Below are 18271 nucleotides of genomic sequence, written 5' to 3' on the forward strand. Positions count from 1 at the left end.
CTACTCCGGAAACGTAACCATGCGCGTGAAGCGCGCGAGGATCTGGTCGAGCAGCATGCCGACGATTCCGATCAAGAGGATCGCGATGATCACGTTGGTGATCGAGAGATTGTTCCACTCGTTCCAGACGAAGTAACCGATGCCGGTGCCGCCGACGAGCATCTCGGCGGCGACAATGACGAGCCAGGCAATGCCGATTGAGATGCGCATGCCGGTCAGGATGGTCGGCGCCGCCGCCGGCAGGATCACCGTGAAGGCCCGCCTGATGGTGCCGACCTCCAGCGTGCGCGCCACGTTGATCCATTCCTTGCGCACGCTCGCGACACCGAAGACGGTGTTGAGCAGCATCGGCCAGATCGAGCAGATTAAGATGACGAAGATCGCGGAGATCGAGGAATCCTTGATGGTGTAGAGCGCAAGCGGCATCCAGGCGAGCGGCGAGATCGGCTTCAGCACCTGGATGAAGGGGTCGAGTGCCCGGCTCAGCAGTGGCGACATGCCGATCAGGAATCCGAGCGGGATCGCGACCAGCACGGCAAGAAGGTACCCGGTGCCGACGCGCGCGATCGAATAGGCAAGCTGGATGCCGAGGCCCTTGTCGTTCGGCCCGTTGTCGTAGAACGGCCGCTTGAGGTGCTCCCACAGCTTGGCGCCGACATCGAGCGGCCCAGGCATGGCGGATTTGCCTTGCGTCGCCGTCAGGCCCATCAGCTTGGCATATTCAGGGCTCATGGTTGCAACGGATGCCGTCGATCGTGTGGCGAGGTGCCAGATGCCGAGGAACGCAGCCAGCAGCGCGATCGAGACGAGGCCGGCACGGAGGCGGAGGGAGGAGTTCATCGCGCAAGCCCACTCCCCGCGTCGTCCCGGCGAAGGCCGGGACCCATACCGCGGAAACTATCGATCGCATCCGGCAGGAGTACCGAACGATGAGTCTTCGCCAAACTCCGCTCGGTGGTTACGGGTCCCGGCCTTCGCCGGGACGACGATAAGGAAAGAACGGCGTCCATCACGACGCCTTTCTGATCTTGAAGCTCGCGACGTAATCCTCCGGCTTTTCCGGATCGAACGTCTTGCCCATCACCGCGAACGATTTGTAAGCGCTTGCCGGCGGCGTAAGTCCCATCTCGGTCATCAGTTTCTTGGTGTCGGTCGCCAGATACACCTGCTCGGCGACCGCCTTGTAGTCGACATCGCCCTTGATCTGGCCCCAACGCTTCATCTGCGTCAGCATCCACACCGCGAAGGACTGCCAGGGGAAAGGATCGAAATCGACGCGCTTGGCGTCGGTCTTCACCCCGCCAAGACCGTCGGCATAGGTGCCGGTCAAAACCTGTTCCAGCACCGTCACCGGCGCGTTGATGTAGTTGGCGGGTGCGATGGCTTCGGCGATCTGCTTGCGGTTCTCCGCCTTCGACGCATAAGCGGTGGCATCGACGATGGCGCGCGTGAGCGCCGCAAAGCTGTTCGGCGCCGTCGTGATGAACTCTCGGCTGGCGGCAAAGCTGCAGCAGGGATGGCCGTCCCAGATCTCCTTCGACAGCAAATGCATGAAGCCGACACCGTCATAGATCGCGCGCTGGCACACGTTGTCGGGCGCGAGGAAGCCGTCGATGTTGTCGGCGCGGAGGTTGGCGACCATCTCCGGCGGCGGCACCGAGCGAAGCTGCACGTCGGCATCAGGATCGAGCCCGTGCTCGGCGAGATAATAGCGCAGCAGGTAATTGTGCATGGAATAGTCGAACGGAATCGCGAACTTCAGACCCTTCCAGTCCTTCGGGTCGCGCTTGTCCTTGTGCTTGGTCGCGAGCACGATGCCCTGCCCGTTGATGTTCTCGATCGCGGGCACCGCAAAGGGAATGGCATTGGCACCAAGGCCGAGCGAGATCGCGATCGGCATCGGCGCCAGCATGTGTGCGGCGTCGTATTCCTTGTTGATGGTCTTGTCGCGGATCACGGCCCAGCCTGCGGTCTTGACCACCTCGACGTTGAGACCGTGCTTTGAATAGAAGCCGAGTGGCGCCGCCATGATGATGGGCGTCGCGCAGGTGATCGGGATGAAGCCGACCTTGAGGTCCTTCTTCTCGGGCGCACCGGTGTCGGCGAACACCTCCGTTGCGGTCTTCAGCGGGAAGAATTGCGACAGCGCGGCAAGCGCGGTGGAGGCGCCGACCGATTTCAGGAAGGCGCGCCGCGCCACATCCTGCGGAAACATCGCGCGCATCACGGCAGACGCAACGACGCCCTCATAACGTTGCTGCTCGCTCTCGACAGGAGCACAGCGCGGCGCGGCGGCCTGATCGTGCTCCGCCGCGGATTGGTGCTGGCCACAGGCGCAGCCGGCCCGAAGTTTGCGATCGGGATCAAACGGATTGTCGAAAATGGACATCGAACCTCCTGCGCGTCATTGCGAGCAAGAGTTCAGCAAGGAGCATGCCATGCCTTCAGCATCAGCCAGCGCCTTGACAACACAGCGATTTTCCTCTGACTTGGTCATTACGAAAACTCGTGATAAACGAGATTTCGTAGTGCAATTACGAGATTTCGCAATGGCAACGACGCCAATGCTCGCCCACGATGATGTGGCTCCAGCCATCGACCCACGCGTCGCAGCCTTCGAATCTTCGGTCGAAGCCACGCTGCTGGTCGATCCCTATGGCGATGAGATCATCGATGCCAATCCGGCCGCCTGCGCCCTGCTCGGCTATGACCGCGCGCTGCTGCGACAGACCAGGGCCAGCACCCTCCACGCTGGCGAGCTTCCGGCCCTCACCGTGTTCACCCAGGCCGTGCTGCACAAGGGTGCTTATTGGACCACGTCGCTCACCCCGCGCCATGCCACCGGGCAAACGCTCAGGCTCGAATATGCCGGGTGCCTGCTGCCCCATGACGGCCGCACGCTGCTGCTGCTGACGCTAACCGATCTCGAAGCGCGCCGCCGCCGCAACGTCGATGCCGCCGCCGAGGATCACATGCGCAGCGGCATCGCCACCTGGCAGCGGGTCGAGCGCGTGTTCCAGGACATCGAGCGCGAGAACCAGCTGATCCTGCGCGCCGCCGGCGAAGGCATCTATGGCGTCAATGCCGAAGGCAAGACCACCTTCGTGAACCCGGCGGCCGAGCGGATGCTGGGCTGGACGGCCGAGGAGCTGGTCGGCAAGGAGATTCATCCGATTGTCCACCACACCCATCACGACGGCCGGCATTATCACAACCATGATTGCCCGATCTATGCGGCGTTCCGCGACGGTGCCGTGCACCAGGTCGACGGCGAGGTGTTCTGGCGCAAGGACGGCTCGCCGGCCTGGGTCGAATACACCTCGACTCCCATTCGCGACCGCGGCGTCGTGGTCGGCGCGGTCGTGGTGTTTCGCGACGTCAGCCAGCGCCGCGAGGCCGACGAGAAGCTGCACGCCGCGCTTGCCGAGGTCGACCGATTGCGCGAACGGCTGGAGCTGGAGAACGCCTATCTCCAGGAAGAAATCCGCATCGAGACCAATCCGCGCGGCATCATCGGTCAAAGCGAGGCGATCCAGAAGACGCTGCGCCAGGTCAAGCTGGTGGCACCGACCACGGCCGCGGTGATGATCACCGGCGAGTCCGGCACCGGCAAGGAGCTGATCGCGCGCGCCATCCATGAGGCTTCCACCCGCAGCGACCGGCCGCTGATCCGCGTCAACTGCGCCGCGATCCCGCGCGAGCTGTTCGAGAGCGAGTTCTTCGGCCATGTCCGCGGCGCCTTCACCGGCGCGACGCGCGACCGCATCGGTCGCTTCGAGCTTGCCGATGGCGGCACGCTGTTCCTCGACGAGGTCGGCGAGATCCCGCTGGAATTGCAGGGCAAGCTGCTGCGGGTGTTGCAGGAGGGAAATTTCGAGCGCGTCGGACAGGAGCGCACGCGGACCGTCGACGTCCGCGTCATCGCCGCGACCAACCGCGATCTCAAGCAGGAGGTCCAGCGCGGCCGTTTCCGCGAGGACCTCTATTTCCGCCTCAACGTATTCCCGATCGAGACCGTCCCCTTGCGCGATCGGCGTGAGGACATTCCCCTGCTCGCCCAGCATTTTCTCAACCGCGAGGGCAAGGCGCTGAAGTCGAATTTGCGCCTCTCCGAGGGCGATGCGCGGCGGCTCGCCCGCTACGACTGGCCCGGCAATGTCCGCGAACTGCAGAACGTGATCGAGCGCGCCGCGATCCTGTCGCAGAACGGCCGCCTGCGCATCGATTTGCCTGATGCCTCGGGCACACAAGCCGCGACCGGCACCGCGCGCCAGAAGGCCGACGCGCGCCCGGCCGTCATGACATCATCGGAAATGCGCGACCACGAGCGCGCCAACATTCTGGCCGCGCTGGAGGCCTGCGGTGGAAAAGTGTTCGGCCCCGGCGGCGCGGCCGAGATGCTGGACATCAAGCCGACCACGCTGGCCTCGCGGATCAAGGCGCTGGGCATCGCGCCTCGTCCGCGGGCTATGTGAGCGCGCGCTCACGCTGCTCATCATCGACGGCGCCCCGTATTCGTTGGAGCACGCCTTCGGCTAACCGAATCGACCCTACAAACCGCAAGCGCGATCTCGTAGGGTGGGCAAAGGCGCGCAGCGCCGTGCCCACGTTTTCGATCTCGGATTCCTCGAAGCAATGGTGGGCACGCTTCGCTTTGCCCACCCTACGAAGCTAGTCCACCCCACGAGACCTCCTATCTCTGCTCGACCAAGCCTTGCCGTTCGTAGGGTGGATTAGCCCCGCAGATGCGCGATGCGCATCTGCGGGGCGTAATCCACCAACTTCGTCCCGATTCGTTGAAGCATGGTGGATTGCGCCTTCGGCTAATCCACCCTACAAGCCGCCAGCTAACTCATCCGCCCTTACGGGCTGCGCTTCGCGATGAAGGTGCCGTTCGGCTGGTGGTACACGAGTTCCTCGATCGCACCGGACGGGCCGCGGCGGAATTCGGTGCGATAGCCGTCGAGCTGGACGATGCTGAACGTCGCGCCCTGGTAGGGCCGCAACCGGTAGAGCGGCACGAACGGAATTTTCAGCGTCAGCTCGCCCTCGGCATCCTCGGTGACCACGTGGGTCTGATCGCCGCGAATATATTCGCCGACGCAGGCCGACCGGAACGCAGGGTCGATACATTCGCCGGCGGCGGCGCGCGTGAAGACGATATCCGGCACCAGCGCCTCGAGCTGGGCCGAGAGGCTAGCAATGTTGCCGTCGCGGTCGGTCGCAAAGGTAATCACGAGATCGTCCGGATTGAGCTCTCCGAAAACGTAAGGCAGCTGGAACGAATCATAATGCCGGTGCGCGAGCTTCGCCTTGGTGCCGCGCCAGGCCCAATGCAGGCTGTCGCCGTCTTGGGTGATGACCACCCGGCCATAGGCCGGGTGCTCATAGGTGCCGCAAAAATCCGCGAGATCATGGCTGGGCTTCGTGTTCAGCTTGCGCGCCGTCGGCTTCGCCGCCTCGTCGCTTTTCTGCTGCGCCAGCGCCTTGCGGCGCATGTCGCGCAGGCGGTCCAGCCACGGCACGGGTTCGTTGCCGGCGAGATGATCGTGAACGCGGTTGATCAGGATGCTGGACACCGGGTTGGCGCCGGTGTTGGTGAAGACGGCGACGCCGGTGTTTCGCGCCGGCATGAGGCGCATCAGCGTGCTCCAGCCGAGCCAGCCGCCGGAATGTCCGACCACGCGCTCGCCGCGGTAGGTGGTGTTGTTGAAGCCCAGCCCGTAATGCGAATGGCCGAACTCCTCCCACTCTGCAGCGCTTGCGAAGACAAGCGGCGATTGCATCTCCCGGACCCGCGTGGACGACAGCAGGCGCTCGCCGGCGAACTCGCCTTCGGCCAGCAAGAATTTCATCCAGTTGGCGAGGGCGGCAACCGAGGTGACGATGGCGCCGGCGCCCGTCGTGGTGATGGGGAAGAATTTGCTGCGCGAGCGCACGTCGCCGCGTTCCACCAGATAGGGAACGGCGGCGTCGGTGGCAGCGGCGTGCTCCTCGGCCGAAAAGCCGACCGGCATCCGCAATTTGTCGGTCAGCCGGGTGCGGATGAAATCTTCATAGCTATGACCACTGATGCGCTCGACGACAAGGCCGGCGACATTGTAGGCGAGATTGTTGTATTGAAATTCGGTGCGGATGTCCCGGGCCGGCTCGAGGTGACGCAGCGCCGTCATCATCTCGCCACGCGAGAGATCGGCTGGAATCCAAATCCAGTCGTGGCGGGGCAGGCCGGAGTGATGGCTGAGCAGATCGCGCACGGTGACGCGCTCCGTCGCGATCGCGTCATGCAGGCGGAATTCGGGAATGACGTCGCGGACCGGTTTGGTCCAGTCGAGCCGTCCCTCGTCCACCAGCAGCGCCAACGCCGTGGCGGTGAACGTCTTGGTGATCGAGCAGATCAGGAACTGCGTCTCCGGCGTCGCGGGCAGCCCGGCCTCGACGTCGCGCTGGCCCCATGCCCTGAGCAGCACCGTCTCGCCGTCCTGCACGACGGCGAGCGTCACCGCCGGCACCTGCCACTCCGCCATCGCCTCCGCGGCCAGCGCGTCGAGCCCGGGGATGAGGGTTGTGATGCTCGTGTCGCGTTGGGCAGATCGACTGGACATGGCGCATTCTTTCTTCCGCTCGCCGCCGCAACCGCTGGATGACGACCCGTAATGTTACCAACCGTAGCATTAGCAACCGACCGATTGCAAGCTGTAGGCGAAACGACGCGGGCCGTGCCTGACGGATCAGCGGCCCGCTCGCAGCGAGCTAATTTCCACATCGGCAGTGCCGTAGGGTGGGCAAAGCGAAGCGTGCCCACCATCTCTTTCCGACACAAAAGCGGTGGGCACGGCGCAATGCGCCTTTGCCCACCCTACGAGACTAACTTCGCAACCGGTGCGTAGGGTGGATTAGCCCTGCGGATGCGCAAAGCGCATCTGCGGGGCGTAATCCACCAACGCCCGTCAGTGGCTCGCTCGCAGCGAGCTAACCTCGACGTCGGCAGCCTGCTTCTCGATAAAGGTCTTCGGACAATCGGCAGCAGCCAGATCGAGCAGCTTCAACGCCTCTTCCTTCGAGCCGCGTAGCAAGGCGAGTTCTGCACCATAGAAATTCGCCTCGCAGACCTGCCCCTTTTTCTTCACGGGGTCGGCATCGTTGGCAGCGCTGAGCACTTGTTCTGGCGTCATCGTGCCGAGAAAGAGATTGACGATCGGCGCGGGCCATTTTGTTGTGTCCAGCTGCTTTGCGGCCTCGCTCAGCCGGCTCGGTTGGTCACCGCGCCTTGCGACAATTTCGCGCCACAAGACCGGATAGGCATCCTTTGGATTGAGCTGGATTGACTGATCGAGATCGGTCAACGATTTTGCGAACGATGCCATCTGCCAATAGACCCTCGCACGATGAAAGTAGGCGCGCGAATCCCTGGTGTTGGTTAGCAAGATTTGATCATAATCCGCGATGGCGCGATCGAAATCACCTTTGGCCCTGTATACATTGGCGCGGAGCGCGAGCGCACCAACGTCCTTAGGATTAAAACGGATCGCCTCATTATAGTCCGCGAGAGCATGGTCGAAATCCCCCTTGGCGTAATACGCTGCTCCCCGTGCCCGAAGCGCAGGACTATCCTCAGACGCAATTGCAAGTGGTTCACTGTCGATCGACAGGGGACCGGCGCTGTCATCTTGGCCTTGGCTCTGGGCCTTTGCGTCACCAAGGGTCTTGGGACTCTGATGCGCCAACTGCAATGCCTGGGTGTAATCCGCGATGGCACGATCATAGTCGCCATTTCCAGAACGGGCGAGACCGCGGCAGATGTATGCGTATCGGCTTCGTGGATTTAGCTCGATGACTCTATCGAAGTCGGCCATAGCTCGGTTGAAATCGCCCAATTGGAGGAACGACTGGGCACGGAAGTTGTAGAAGCTCCCATCTTTTCGACTAATCTGACTAGTTCGGTCGAGTTCAGCCAAGGCCAGCTCTCTGTTGCCCTTCGCGAGGTAAGCCCGGCTACGGCACAATTGGCCATCGCCGTTTTGCGCGCTGATCTCGACCGCCCGATCACAGTCGGCCATACCCCGATCCGGATCCCCGTCACGGATGTAAGCAAGGCCGCGGTCGACGTGTGCTTTAAGATTGTCCGGGTGGATCAGAAGGGCCTGATCATAATCGGAGATCGCGCGAACGTAGTCGCGTTTCGCCGTGTAGACGTAAGCTCGTCCGAGATATGCATAGGTATTCTTGGGATCGAGTTCGATCACCTTGCTATAGTCAGGCAATGCGGCCTCGAACTCGTGCTTTTGGATATGCGCAGAAGCCCTATCCAGTCGAGCGTTCAGATTGTCTGGATAGTGCTCGATGATCTGGTCGTAGTCAGCGATCGCAAGGTCGATCTCACCTTTCTGGCGGTAGAACATGGCGCGTCGGAAGTGCGCCATGACCACCCCCTGCTGCATGTCCGTCGCCGCTTGAATCATGGCGGTGCAGCCCGCGATCCGGTCATCAACACTGAAATTTCCAACCGCGTTGCACTTGGCGGTCAAAGGCATTTCCGCGCGGGCACTTGAGATTTCCAGCAAGGTCGTTAGCGCCAACGCACCCACACCCGCTGCCGCACCGACGAGTGCGCGACCTGTCATTCCAAACATGCAGTCCCCAACTTCATTCCCGGGAACTGTCATAGCAACCGAATACGTGTCTGCACAGCCCTCGGTTGCGGCAGTCTTGTGGGTTCGTTGGTCGAGGCTAGGTCGCTTCCTCGATCATCCCCTGCAGCCGCACCAGCTCCGTCTCCAGATCTCGCTCCACATCTGCGGCCCGGATCTCCAGCACGCGATAATCCCGCGCCTCCAGCCACGCCCGCCGCGACGCGCGATCAGCGGCAATTGTCTCGCCCTCGCCCGGATTGACCAGCTCGATCGCGATCCGGTGCGGAAACGAGACGAAGTCCGGAATATGCCGCCCGACCGGAGTCTGGCGCTTGAACTGGCCTGCAAAGCGACGGTCGCGCGTGAGCGCCTGCCACAGCAAACGTTCGGCATCCGTCGGGTTGCGCCGGAGCAGGCGGGCAAGGCCGCGCACCGTGGAGCCGCTGTCGGGCGCCCCGCCAGCCTGCCCGTGCTCCGCCAATAGCGCGCGCAGGCGCGTGGCCTGCTCGCCGTCGAGCACGCCGCCCTTGGCCGGGCCCTTGCGCCCTTCCGCGATCGCCATCACCACCCCGTGGAGCGTGTGCATGTCCTGCTTGGTCGGCTCCATGCGGGTGAAGATGTTGCGCAGGTTCACCAGCATGGTGTCGCGCTTCTCGGCCGGCCGCAGGAATTCGACCTTGTCGAGCTCGCGGACCAGGTTCTCGAAGAAGGCGTTGATCTGGTGCTGCGAGGCGCGCTCAGACCGCTCGGGCATGGCGTGAGGCAGCTCGCCCGCCGTCATCAGCTTGAACCATTCGTAGCCGACCAGCAGCACCGCCTGGGCGAGGTTGAGCGAGGCAAAGCCCGGATTGACCGGGAAGGTGATGATGCGGTTGGAGAGTCCGACCTCCTCGTTGGTCAGCCCCCAGCGCTCGCGGCCGAACAGGATACCGCACCTGCCGCCCCTCGCGAGGTGCCCGGCGATCTCGCTGGCTGCCGCCTCCGGCCCGACCACGGGCTTGGCCTGGTCGTGGGGGCGCGCGGTGGTGGCGAACAAGAGGTCGAGGTCCGCAACCGCCTGCTCGACGGTGTCGAACAGTTCGACCTTTTCCAGGATGTGGTCGGCGCCGGCAGCTGCCCGCTGCGCGGCGATGTTGGGCCAGCCGTCACGCGGGTTGACGATGCGCAAGGCACCAAGCGCGAAATTGCCCATGGCGCGCGCGGCCATGCCGATGTTTTCACCGAGCTGCGGCTCGACCAGGATGACGATGGGACCGTCGAGGGAAAGGCCCGTCTTGCTCTTGTCAGTCCCCGACATCTGGCTTCGCTTTCACACTGTCTCTCAAGGCCTTGGCAAGGCCCACTTAAGAAATGATTCAAGGCGGCTACCGGCCGGCCCGGGCTCTGCCCGCCTGTCGTTTGCCTGTCCTGAGAAAATTCTCAAGGGAAATAACGGCTTGGATTCGACTTTTGAATCTCGCCTGAAACCTCACCCCCGCCCCGGGGCCCCGCTCCCCGTCTGTGGAAGCTGGATGGGCTAAAAGTGCATAATCGCTTGGCTTTCGCCGGCCGCGATCCAGTGCTAAGAGGCGGCGGATATTCACGTTGGCGCCAATGGCGCCGTTCCCAAGAGGGCTTCCCCGATCATGGCAAAAATCAAGGTATCCAATCCCGTCGTCGAGCTCGATGGCGACGAGATGACCCGGATCATCTGGCAGTACATCAAGGACAAGCTGATCAACCCGTTCCTGGATGTCGAGCTGCTCTATTTCGACCTGGGCATGGAGTACCGCGACAAGACCAACGATCAGGTCACCATCGACGCCGCCGAGGCGATCAAGAAGGTCGGCGTCGGCGTCAAGTGCGCCACCATCACCCCTGACGAGGCTCGGGTGAAGGAGTTCGGCCTCAAGCAGATGTGGAAGTCGCCGAACGGCACCATCCGCAACATCCTCGGCGGCGTGATCTTCCGCGAGCCGATCATCTGCAAGAACGTGCCGCGCCTGGTTCCGGGCTGGACCAAGCCGATCATCATCGGCCGCCACGCCTATGGCGACCAGTACCGCGCCACCGACATCAAATTCCCCGGCAAGGGCACGCTCTCGCTGAAGTTCGTCGGCGAGGACGGCACCGTGATCGAGAAGGAGGTGTTCAAGGCTCCGGGCGCCGGCGTCGCCATGGAGATGTACAACCTCGACGACAGCATCATCGACTTCGCCCGCGCCTCGTTCAACTATGGCCTCTTGCGCGGCTATCCGGTGTACCTGTCGACCAAGAACACCATCCTCAAGGTCTATGACGGCCGCTTCAAGGACATCTTCCAGGAGATCTTCGACAAGGAGTTCAAGAAGGAGTTCGACGCCAAGGGCCTGACCTACGAGCACCGCCTGATCGACGACATGGTGGCCTCGGCGCTGAAATGGTCCGGCGGCTATGTCTGGGCCTGCAAGAACTACGACGGCGACGTGCAGTCCGACACGGTCGCGCAGGGCTACGGCTCGCTCGGCCTGATGACCTCGGTGCTGCTCACCCCGGACGGCAAGACCGTCGAGGCCGAAGCCGCCCACGGCACCGTGACCCGCCACTACCGCGAGCACCAGAAGGGCAAGGAGACCTCGACCAACTCGATCGCCTCGATCTTCGCCTGGACGAGAGGCCTCGCCCATCGCGCCAAGCTCGACAACAACCCCGAACTGGCGAAGTTCGCCTCGACGCTGGAGAAGGTCTGCGTCGACACCGTCGAGGAAGGCTACATGACCAAGGACCTCGCGCTGCTGGTCGGCGCCGACCAGCGCTGGCTCTCGACCACCGGCTTCCTCGACAAGGTCGCTGACAATCTGGTGAAGGCGCTCGCGGCGTAAGCTGCCAACCACGCCGTCATTGCGAGCATAGCGAAGCAATCCAGAATCCCTCCGCGGGGACAGGCTGGATTGCTTCGTCGCTTCAGCGCAAAATTGCTTCGCAATTTTGTCGCGAGCTCCTCGCAATGACGAGACCTTTTCCGAGGACGCAGCATGCCGACATTCAAGAGCCTTGCCTTCGCACTCGCCGCGCTGACAAGCACGTCCGCATTCGCTGCTGATCCCCTGCCCGACGCCATTGCCGCCCCGGGTGAAACCGCCGTGCTCAGCGTCCATGCCGAGGGCGCGCAGGTCTATGAGTGCAAGGCGGGCACCGACGGCAAGCTCGCCTGGACCTTCCGCGAGCCCATCGCGACACTGCTCTCCGAAGGCAAGACCATCGGCCGCCACTATGCCGGCCCGAACTGGGAGCTCGCCGACGGCAGCGCCGTGGTCGGCAAGGCCATCGGCAATGCATCCGGTGCCACGGCGGCTGATATCCCGTGGCTGAAGCTGGAGGTCGCCTCCCGCCGCGGCAGCGGCGTGCTGACGCGGGTGACGACAGTCCAGCGCATCAACACCCATGGCGGCAAGCTCGACGGGTCCTGCGACAAGGCCGGCGAGTTCAGAAGCGCGCCCTACTCGGCCGACTACATCTTCCTGAGGAGGGGCTGACCGCTCAGCGGTCGGTGCGCTCTCGCTCGGCCTGCGCCAGCTCCGTCGCCGCGAGATCGCCGGTCTCCTCCAGCCGCGCTTTCGCGGTGTTGTGGACATGGGCGGCGAGCGTCGGCATGCGCTCGATCAGGGCGTGAAAATGCTGCGCGTCCAGCACCAGCAGCCGCGTCTTGCGCGTCGCGGTCACCGTGCCGCTGCGTTTTGTTTTATGCAGCAGTGCGATCTCGCCGAAGAAGGTACCGTCCGCGAGCCGCACCTGCTGGTTCGGCAGCGTGATCTCGACCTCGCCCGCGGTGATGAAATACATCGACGAGGCGGGATCCCCCCGTCGCACCAATATCTCGCCCTGCTCGACGGTGCGGGCGCGCAAGAGCCGCATGATGTCGGCGATCTCGGCGGCTGACAAATGCGAGAACAGCGGCACCCGCGCCAGCATGCCCCAGGTGACGACGAAGTCGCGCCGCTTCACCTCTTCGGCAAAGGCGGTCGAGATGATCGCGACCGGCAGCGCGATCATGGCGAAGCCCGAGATGATCGCGAACACCGAGACAAATTTTCCGAGCGCCGTCACCGGCACGACGTCGCCATAGCCGACGGTGCCGAGCGTCACGATCGCCCACCACATCGCCTCAGGAATGGTGCCGAGCTTGGTCGGCTGCACGTCGCGCTCGATGGCATAAAGCAGCGAGGCGAAGGTCAGCACCACGCCGATCAGGATGACGACGCAGCCGATCAGCGCGCGCCGCTCGGCATGCACGGCCGCGAGCAGCGAGCGCATCGCCGGCGAATACCGTATCAGCTTGAAGAACGGCAGCACGCCAAGTGCGGCGAGCGTCGCGTGGCGCCCCATCACCAGCACGATTGCAGCGGGCAGGAACGCCATGAGGTCGATGATGCCGAGCGCCGAGAAGGCGTAGCCGAGCCGGTCCGACAGCGCCGAGCCCTTGCGCGGCGTGTGGCCCGCCACCGTCCACAGCCGCGCCGCGTATTCCAGCGCGAACACGACAATGGAGACGATCTTGATCGCCGAAAAGAGCGTGCCGTACTGCGCGTCCAGCTCCGGCACCGAGGCGAGGATCATCGCGACCACGTCGAGCACGATGACACTGATGACCAGCTGGATGAAGCGCGATCCGACCGAGTAGGCCAAGGGATCGTGCTCCAGCAATTCGTAGAGGCGATCCCTTAGGTTGGGATCGCGAAGCCCACGTCCTCGCGGAACGAGGCGCATGGCTTCACGCAGCCCCCATCGCTTTTTCGATCGCAGCGAGCGCCTCGGTCGCCTTGGCGCCGTCGGGGCCACCGGCCTGCGCCATGTCGGGACGGCCGCCGCCGCCCTTGCCGCCGAGCGCCTCGGAGGCGACGCGCACGAGGTTCACCGCGTTGAAGCGCGCGGTGAGTTCGGCGGTGACGCCGACCACGACGCCCGCCTTGCCGTCCTCGGTGACGCCGACGATGGCGACCACGCCGGAGCCGATCTGCTTCTTGGCCTCGTCGGCGAGGCTCTTGAGATCCTTCATCTCGATGCCCTCGACCGCGCGCGCCATCAGCTTGACGCCGCCGACCTCGCGCACGCCGGACGCTGCACCGCCACCGGCCGCCGCGCCGCCACCCATCGCCAGCTTCTTGCGGGCATCGGAGAGCTCGCGCTCGAGCTTCTTGCGCTCTTCCATCAGCGCGGTAATGCGCGCCGGAACGTCGTCGAGCGAGGTACGCAGCTCATTCGCCGCGGTCTTCGCCAGCGCCATGGTGTCGTTGGCGTGCTTGCGGGCGTAGTTTCCAGTGAGCGCCTCGATGCGGCGCACACCGGAGGCGACCGCGCTCTCGCCGGTCAGCGTGATCAGGCCGATATCGCCGGTGCGCCGCACATGGGTGCCGCCGCAGAGTTCGACCGACCAGCCGAGCGCATTGGCGCCGCGCTCGCGCGCGGTCTTGCCCATCGAGACGACACGCACCTCGTCGCCATACTTCTCGCCGAACAGTGCACGCGCGCCGGCCTCGCGGGCTTCATCCACGCCCATCACGCGCGTCGTGACCTCGTCGTTCTCAAGCACCACGTCATTGGCGATGTCCTCGACGCGGGCAAGTTCTTCCGGCGTGATCGGCTTCGGATGCACGAAGTCGAAGCGCAAACGATCAGGCGCGACCATCGAGCCGCGCTGGGCGATGTGATCGCCGAGCACCTGGCGCAGCGCCTCGTGAATGAGATGCGTCGCCGAGTGATGCGCGCGGATCGACGAGCGCCTCGCATGATCCACCTCGAGCTGCAGCGCCGTGCCGACCTTCAGCTCGCCGCCCTCCACCGTGCCGACATGCACGAAGAAATCGCCGAGCTTCTTCTGCGTGTCGGTGACGCGGAATTTGATGCCGCCCTCGCCCGTCAGCACGCCGGTGTCGCCGACCTGGCCGCCCGATTCTGCGTAGAACGGCGTCTGGTTCAACACGATCGCGCCCGTCTCGCCAGCCTTGAGGCTGCCAACTTCGGCGCCGTCCTTCACCAGCGCCGAGACGACGCCCTCAGCGCTCTCGGTCTCGTAGCCCAAAAATTCGGTCGCCCCGAGCTTCTCGCGCAGCGGGAACCAGATTGCCTCGCTCGCCGCCTCGCCCGAGCCCTTCCAGGACTCGCGCGCCTTGGCCTTCTGCCGCTCCATGGCGTCGGTGAACGCGGCCTGGTCGACGCCGATGCCGCGCGACTTCAGCGCGTCCTGCGTCAGGTCCAGCGGAAAACCATAGGTATCGTACAGCGTGAAGGCGACGTCGCCGTCGAACATGTCGCCCTTCTTCAGGGACGCGCTCTTCTCGTCGAGAATCGCCAAGCCGCGCGAAAGAGTCTTGCGGAAGCGCGTCTCTTCCAGCCGCAGCGTTTCCTCGATCAAATTCTCCGCGCGCATCAGATCGGGATAGGCCTGGCCCATCTCACGGACCAGCGCCCAGACCAGACGATGCATCAGCGGCTCTTTCGCCCCGAGCAGCTGCGCATGGCGCATGGCGCGGCGCATGATCCGGCGCAGCACATAGCCGCGGCCTTCGTTGGAAGGCAGCACGCCATCCGCGACCAGGAAGGCCGAGGAGCGCAAATGGTCGGCGATGACGCGGAACGAGGCTGCGTTCTGCTCGGTCGGCCCGCTGCCCAGCGCCGACGACGCCGCGTCGATCAGATGGCGGAACAAATCGGTCTCGAACACGCTGTCGACGCCCTGCAGGATGCAGGCCATGCGCTCCAGGCCCATGCCGGTGTCGATCGAGGGGCGCGGCAGATTCACGCGCTCCTCCTTCGTCACCTGCTCATATTGCATGAACACCAGGTTCCAGAATTCGAGGAAGCGGTCGCCATCCTCTTCCGGCGAGCCGGGAGGGCCGCCCCAGATATGGTCACCGCGGTCGATGAAGATTTCCGAGCACGGGCCGCACGGGCCGGTGTCGCCCATCGCCCAGAAATTGTCGGAGGTCGGGATGCGGATGATGCGGTCGTCGGAGAAGCCGGCGATCTTCTTCCACAGCCCGTGCGCCTCGTCGTCGGTGTGATAGACGGTGACGAGCAAATTGTCCTTCTTCAGCCCGAAATCCTCAGTGATGAGCTTCCAGGCCAGCTCGATCGCGCGCTCCTTGAAATAGTCGCCGAACGAGAAGTTGCCGAGCATCTCGAAGAAGGTGAGATGGCGCGCGGTATAGCCGACATTGTCGAGGTCGTTGTGCTTGCCGCCGGCACGCACGCATTTCTGCGACGTGGTGGCGCGCTGGTAGGGCCGCTTCTCGACGCCGGTGAAGACGTTCTTGAACTGCACCATGCCGGCATTGGTGAACATCAACGTCGGATCGTTGCGCGGCACCAATGGCGAGGACGACACGATCTCGTGGCCGTTCTCGGCAAAGAAGTTCAGAAAGGTCGACCTGATCTCGTTGACGCCGCTCATGTTCATCCAATCGGGTGTGCTAGAGCATGATCCGGAAAAGTGTGAAGCGGTTTTCCGGAGATCATGCTCAAACAAAGAGCCAAAGCGCGATGACTCTCAGCGCGCTTTAGGACCCGCCAATTTGCCATGCAAACCTGGCGATTTGGGCTGATATCTGCGGGCCAAAGCGCTTTTAGACAAGGCCAGCTTCGCTGTCCAGAAACTGTGCAGAGAGATCAGAGGGTTGCCGCATTCGCGTCATCCCCTGCAATCCCGTTGAAAGCCGATAGTCCTGCGTTGACAGGCTTGGCTGGCCTGTGGTCTTTACCCATCTATATCGTACGGCCACGTCGGGAGAGACCGGCATTGGGTGCCGGCGCCGAAGGAGCAACCGCCCCGGAAACTCTCAGGCAAAAGGACCGCGTGGCTTTGACGACATCTGGAAAGAGGCGCTGGCGGGCTTAAGACCCGGATAGCGTCCGCCGACGGGATAATACTCTCAGGCACAGCGACAGATGGGGCTTCGATGGGTTTGTCTCGGGGAATCGTCCCCGGGGAACCGCCGAGGGCCCCCGTGATGTCCGTGCGTGACGACAAAGACTCCCTGAAACGTACCCCTCTTTACGACCTGCACCTGTCCCTTGGCGGCAAGATGGTGCCGTTTGCGGGCTATGACATGCCCGTGCAGTACCCCGCGGGGGTGCTGAAAGAGCACCTCCATACCCGCACTTCCGCCGGCCTGTTCGACGTCTCCCATATGGGCCAGATCGCCCTCCGGCCAAGGTCGGGCAAGGTCGAGGATGCCGCCCGCGCGCTGGAGCGGCTGGTGCCGCAGGACATCGTGGCGATCGCACCTGGCCGCCAGCGCTACGCCCAGTTCACCAATGCGGACGGCGGCATTCTCGATGATCTCATGGTCGCCAATTTCGGCGACCATTTGTTCCTGGTGGTCAACGCCGCCTGCAAGGCCGAGGACGAGGCGCATCTGCGCGCGCATCTCTCCGACACCTGTGTCATCGATTCGCTGGCCGATCGCGCGCTGATTGCGTTGCAGGGCCCGAAGGCGGAGTCGGCGCTGACGAAATCATGTGCAGCGGCGCCGGCCATGAAGTTCATGGATGCCGGCCCGCATATTGTTGCCGGCCTCGCGTGTTTCGTCTCACGCTCCGGCTACACCGGCGAGGACGGGTTCGAGATTTCAGTGCCTGCGGCGGATGCCGAACGTCTGGCGAAGATGCTGCTGGAAAATCCTGACGTGATGCCGATCGGACTTGGCGCCCGCGACAGCCTGCGGCTGGAAGCCGGGCTCTGCCTCTACGGCCACGACATCGACACCGCGACGACGCCGGTCGAAGCCGCGCTGGAATGGTCGGTGCAGAAGAGCCGCCGCAGCGGCGGCGCGCGCGCCGGCGGTTTTCCCGGCGCCGAAAAGATCCTCGCGCATTTTGATCACGGCGCATCCCGCCGCCGCGTCGGCCTGCGGCCCGAGGGCCGCGCGCCCGTGCGCGAGGGCGCGCTGCTGTTTGCCGGTAGCGAGGGCGGTGAGCCGATTGGACAGGTCACTTCGGGCGGCTTCGGCCCGAGCCTGAACGCGCCTGTTGCGATGGGCTACGTGCCCACGAACCTGAGCGCGCTCGAGACAAAGCTCTTCGCCGAGGTGCGCGGGCAGCGTCTGCCCGTCACCGTCGCCGCCATGCCCTTCGTGAAAAACACCTACAAACGCTGAGGATCGATCATGACCACGACGCTGTACACCTCCGACCATGAATGGCTCGCGATCGACGGCGATGTCGCCACCGTCGGCATCACCGATTACGCGCAGTCGCAGCTCGGCGACGTCGTGTTCGTCGAACTGCCGAAGGTCGGCCGCACCCTGAAGAAGGCGGAAGCTGCCGCCGTCGTGGAATCGGTCAAGGCCGCCTCCGACGTCTACGCGCCGATCTCGGGCGAGGTGGTCGAGACCAACGACGCGCTCGCCGCCGAACCCGCACTGGTGAATTCGGACGCGCAGACCAAGGCGTGGTTCTTCAAGATGAAGATGGCCGACAAGAGCGAACTCGGCGGCCTGATGGACGAAGCCGCCTACAAGGCACACACGGCGTGAGATGAAGCGAACTCTGACCTCATATTCCGTGTCATCGCCCGCGCAGGCGGGCGATCCAGTACGCCGCGGCCTATCGGCCCCAGCCGAAGCGGCTGCGTGTACTGGATGCCCCGCTTTCGCGGGGCATGACAGCGACAGCAAAATCTA

12 protein-coding genes and 1 riboswitch are annotated in these 18271 nt (G+C 64.0%); of the genes, 5 read left to right on the top strand and 7 right to left on the bottom strand.

Annotated elements, in window-relative coordinates:
• Together ntrB and HYH07_RS13525 are read right to left on the bottom strand one after the other, a co-directional pair.
• Nucleotides 1-840: a nitrate ABC transporter permease gene (ntrB, locus tag HYH07_RS13520; protein WP_220002962.1), complete on the bottom strand. Its 840-nt coding sequence runs from the start codon at nt 838-840 to the stop codon at nt 1-3.
• Nucleotides 841-1009: 169 nt separating this feature from the next.
• On the bottom strand, nt 1010-2389 hold the full coding sequence (locus HYH07_RS13525) for a CmpA/NrtA family ABC transporter substrate-binding protein (RefSeq protein WP_220002963.1): 1380 nt from the start codon (nt 2387-2389) through the stop codon (nt 1010-1012).
• Between the two features lie 160 nt (nt 2390-2549).
• Here HYH07_RS13525 and HYH07_RS13530 point away from each other — a divergent pair, with 160 nt between their 5' ends.
• A complete protein-coding gene (locus tag HYH07_RS13530; protein ID WP_220002964.1) occupies nt 2550-4475 on the top strand; it encodes a sigma 54-interacting transcriptional regulator in 1926 nt (641 codons plus the stop codon).
• Nucleotides 4476-4862: 387 nt separating this feature from the next.
• On the opposite strand, the gene HYH07_RS13535 is transcribed toward HYH07_RS13530, so the two are convergent.
• The 3 genes from HYH07_RS13535 to HYH07_RS13545 form a co-directional block, all read right to left on the bottom strand.
• A complete protein-coding gene (locus tag HYH07_RS13535; protein WP_220002965.1) occupies nt 4863-6605 on the bottom strand; it encodes a serine hydrolase in 1743 nt (580 codons plus the stop codon).
• A 345-nt stretch (nt 6606-6950) separates the two neighbouring features.
• A complete protein-coding gene (locus HYH07_RS13540; RefSeq protein ID WP_228749521.1) occupies nt 6951-8633 on the bottom strand; it encodes a tetratricopeptide repeat protein in 1683 nt (560 codons plus the stop codon).
• A 97-nt stretch (nt 8634-8730) separates the two neighbouring features.
• On the bottom strand, nt 8731-9930 hold the full coding sequence (locus HYH07_RS13545; RefSeq protein ID WP_220002966.1) for a TrmJ/YjtD family RNA methyltransferase: 1200 nt from the start codon (nt 9928-9930) through the stop codon (nt 8731-8733).
• A gap of 328 nt (nt 9931-10258) precedes the next feature.
• Between HYH07_RS13545 and HYH07_RS13550 the strand changes: the two genes are divergently transcribed.
• Both HYH07_RS13550 and HYH07_RS13555 read left to right on the top strand, forming a co-directional pair.
• The gene (locus HYH07_RS13550) at nt 10259-11473 is read left to right on the top strand and encodes an NADP-dependent isocitrate dehydrogenase (RefSeq protein ID WP_057747340.1); all 1215 of its coding nucleotides are present in this window, start codon (nt 10259-10261) and stop codon (nt 11471-11473) included.
• 153 nt (nt 11474-11626) lie between these two features.
• A complete protein-coding gene (locus HYH07_RS13555; protein ID WP_220002967.1) occupies nt 11627-12127 on the top strand; it encodes a DUF3455 domain-containing protein in 501 nt (166 codons plus the stop codon).
• Nucleotides 12128-12131: 4 nt separating this feature from the next.
• Here HYH07_RS13555 and HYH07_RS13560 read toward each other — a convergent pair whose 3' ends face one another.
• Together HYH07_RS13560 and alaS are read right to left on the bottom strand one after the other, a co-directional pair.
• Nucleotides 12132-13358, bottom strand: a complete 1227-nt coding sequence (locus HYH07_RS13560; RefSeq protein WP_220002968.1) for a cyclic nucleotide-gated ion channel — start codon at nt 13356-13358, stop codon at nt 12132-12134.
• A gap of 4 nt (nt 13359-13362) precedes the next feature.
• A complete protein-coding gene (alaS, locus tag HYH07_RS13565; RefSeq protein WP_220002969.1) occupies nt 13363-16041 on the bottom strand; it encodes an alanine--tRNA ligase in 2679 nt (892 codons plus the stop codon).
• A gap of 320 nt (nt 16042-16361) precedes the next feature.
• Nucleotides 16362-16451, top strand: a riboswitch (glycine riboswitch).
• A 146-nt stretch (nt 16452-16597) separates the two neighbouring features.
• Between alaS and gcvT the strand changes: the two genes are divergently transcribed.
• Entirely contained in the window at nt 16598-17746 is a 1149-nt protein-coding gene (gcvT, locus tag HYH07_RS13570) for a glycine cleavage system aminomethyltransferase GcvT (protein WP_220003131.1), read from the top strand.
• Nucleotides 17747-17755: 9 nt separating this feature from the next.
• Nucleotides 17756-18124 (top strand): glycine cleavage system protein GcvH, encoded by a 369-nt coding sequence (gcvH, locus tag HYH07_RS13575; RefSeq protein ID WP_220002970.1) that lies wholly within the window; start codon nt 17756-17758, stop codon nt 18122-18124.
• Nucleotides 18125-18271 lie beyond the last annotated feature (147 nt).

Source organism: Bradyrhizobium sp. BR 10261, assembly GCF_019455395.1.
Lineage (GTDB): Bacteria > Pseudomonadota > Alphaproteobacteria > Rhizobiales > Xanthobacteraceae > Bradyrhizobium > Bradyrhizobium manausense.

What these genes read in the sequence shown, in the direction of transcription:
- ntrB (WP_220002962.1), bottom strand. Translation starts at nt 840, where the DNA reads ATGAACTCCTCCCTCCGCCTCCGTGCCGGCCTCGTCTCGATCGCGCTG.
- HYH07_RS13525 (WP_220002963.1), bottom strand. Translation starts at nt 2,389, where the DNA reads ATGTCCATTTTCGACAATCCGTTTGATCCCGATCGCAAACTTCGGGCC.
- HYH07_RS13545 (WP_220002966.1), bottom strand. Translation starts at nt 9,930, where the DNA reads ATGTCGGGGACTGACAAGAGCAAGACGGGCCTTTCCCTCGACGGTCCC.
- HYH07_RS13550 (WP_057747340.1), top strand. Translation starts at nt 10,259, where the DNA reads ATGGCAAAAATCAAGGTATCCAATCCCGTCGTCGAGCTCGATGGCGAC.
- HYH07_RS13560 (WP_220002968.1), bottom strand. Translation starts at nt 13,358, where the DNA reads ATGCGCCTCGTTCCGCGAGGACGTGGGCTTCGCGATCCCAACCTAAGG.
- HYH07_RS13535 (WP_220002965.1), bottom strand. Translation starts at nt 6,605, where the DNA reads ATGTCCAGTCGATCTGCCCAACGCGACACGAGCATCACAACCCTCATC.
- HYH07_RS13530 (WP_220002964.1), top strand. Translation starts at nt 2,550, where the DNA reads ATGGCAACGACGCCAATGCTCGCCCACGATGATGTGGCTCCAGCCATC.
- HYH07_RS13555 (WP_220002967.1), top strand. Translation starts at nt 11,627, where the DNA reads ATGCCGACATTCAAGAGCCTTGCCTTCGCACTCGCCGCGCTGACAAGC.
- gcvT (WP_220003131.1), top strand. Translation starts at nt 16,598, where the DNA reads ATGTCCGTGCGTGACGACAAAGACTCCCTGAAACGTACCCCTCTTTAC.
- gcvH (WP_220002970.1), top strand. Translation starts at nt 17,756, where the DNA reads ATGACCACGACGCTGTACACCTCCGACCATGAATGGCTCGCGATCGAC.
- alaS (WP_220002969.1), bottom strand. Translation starts at nt 16,041, where the DNA reads ATGAGCGGCGTCAACGAGATCAGGTCGACCTTTCTGAACTTCTTTGCC.
- HYH07_RS13540 (WP_228749521.1), bottom strand. Translation starts at nt 8,633, where the DNA reads ATGTTTGGAATGACAGGTCGCGCACTCGTCGGTGCGGCAGCGGGTGTG.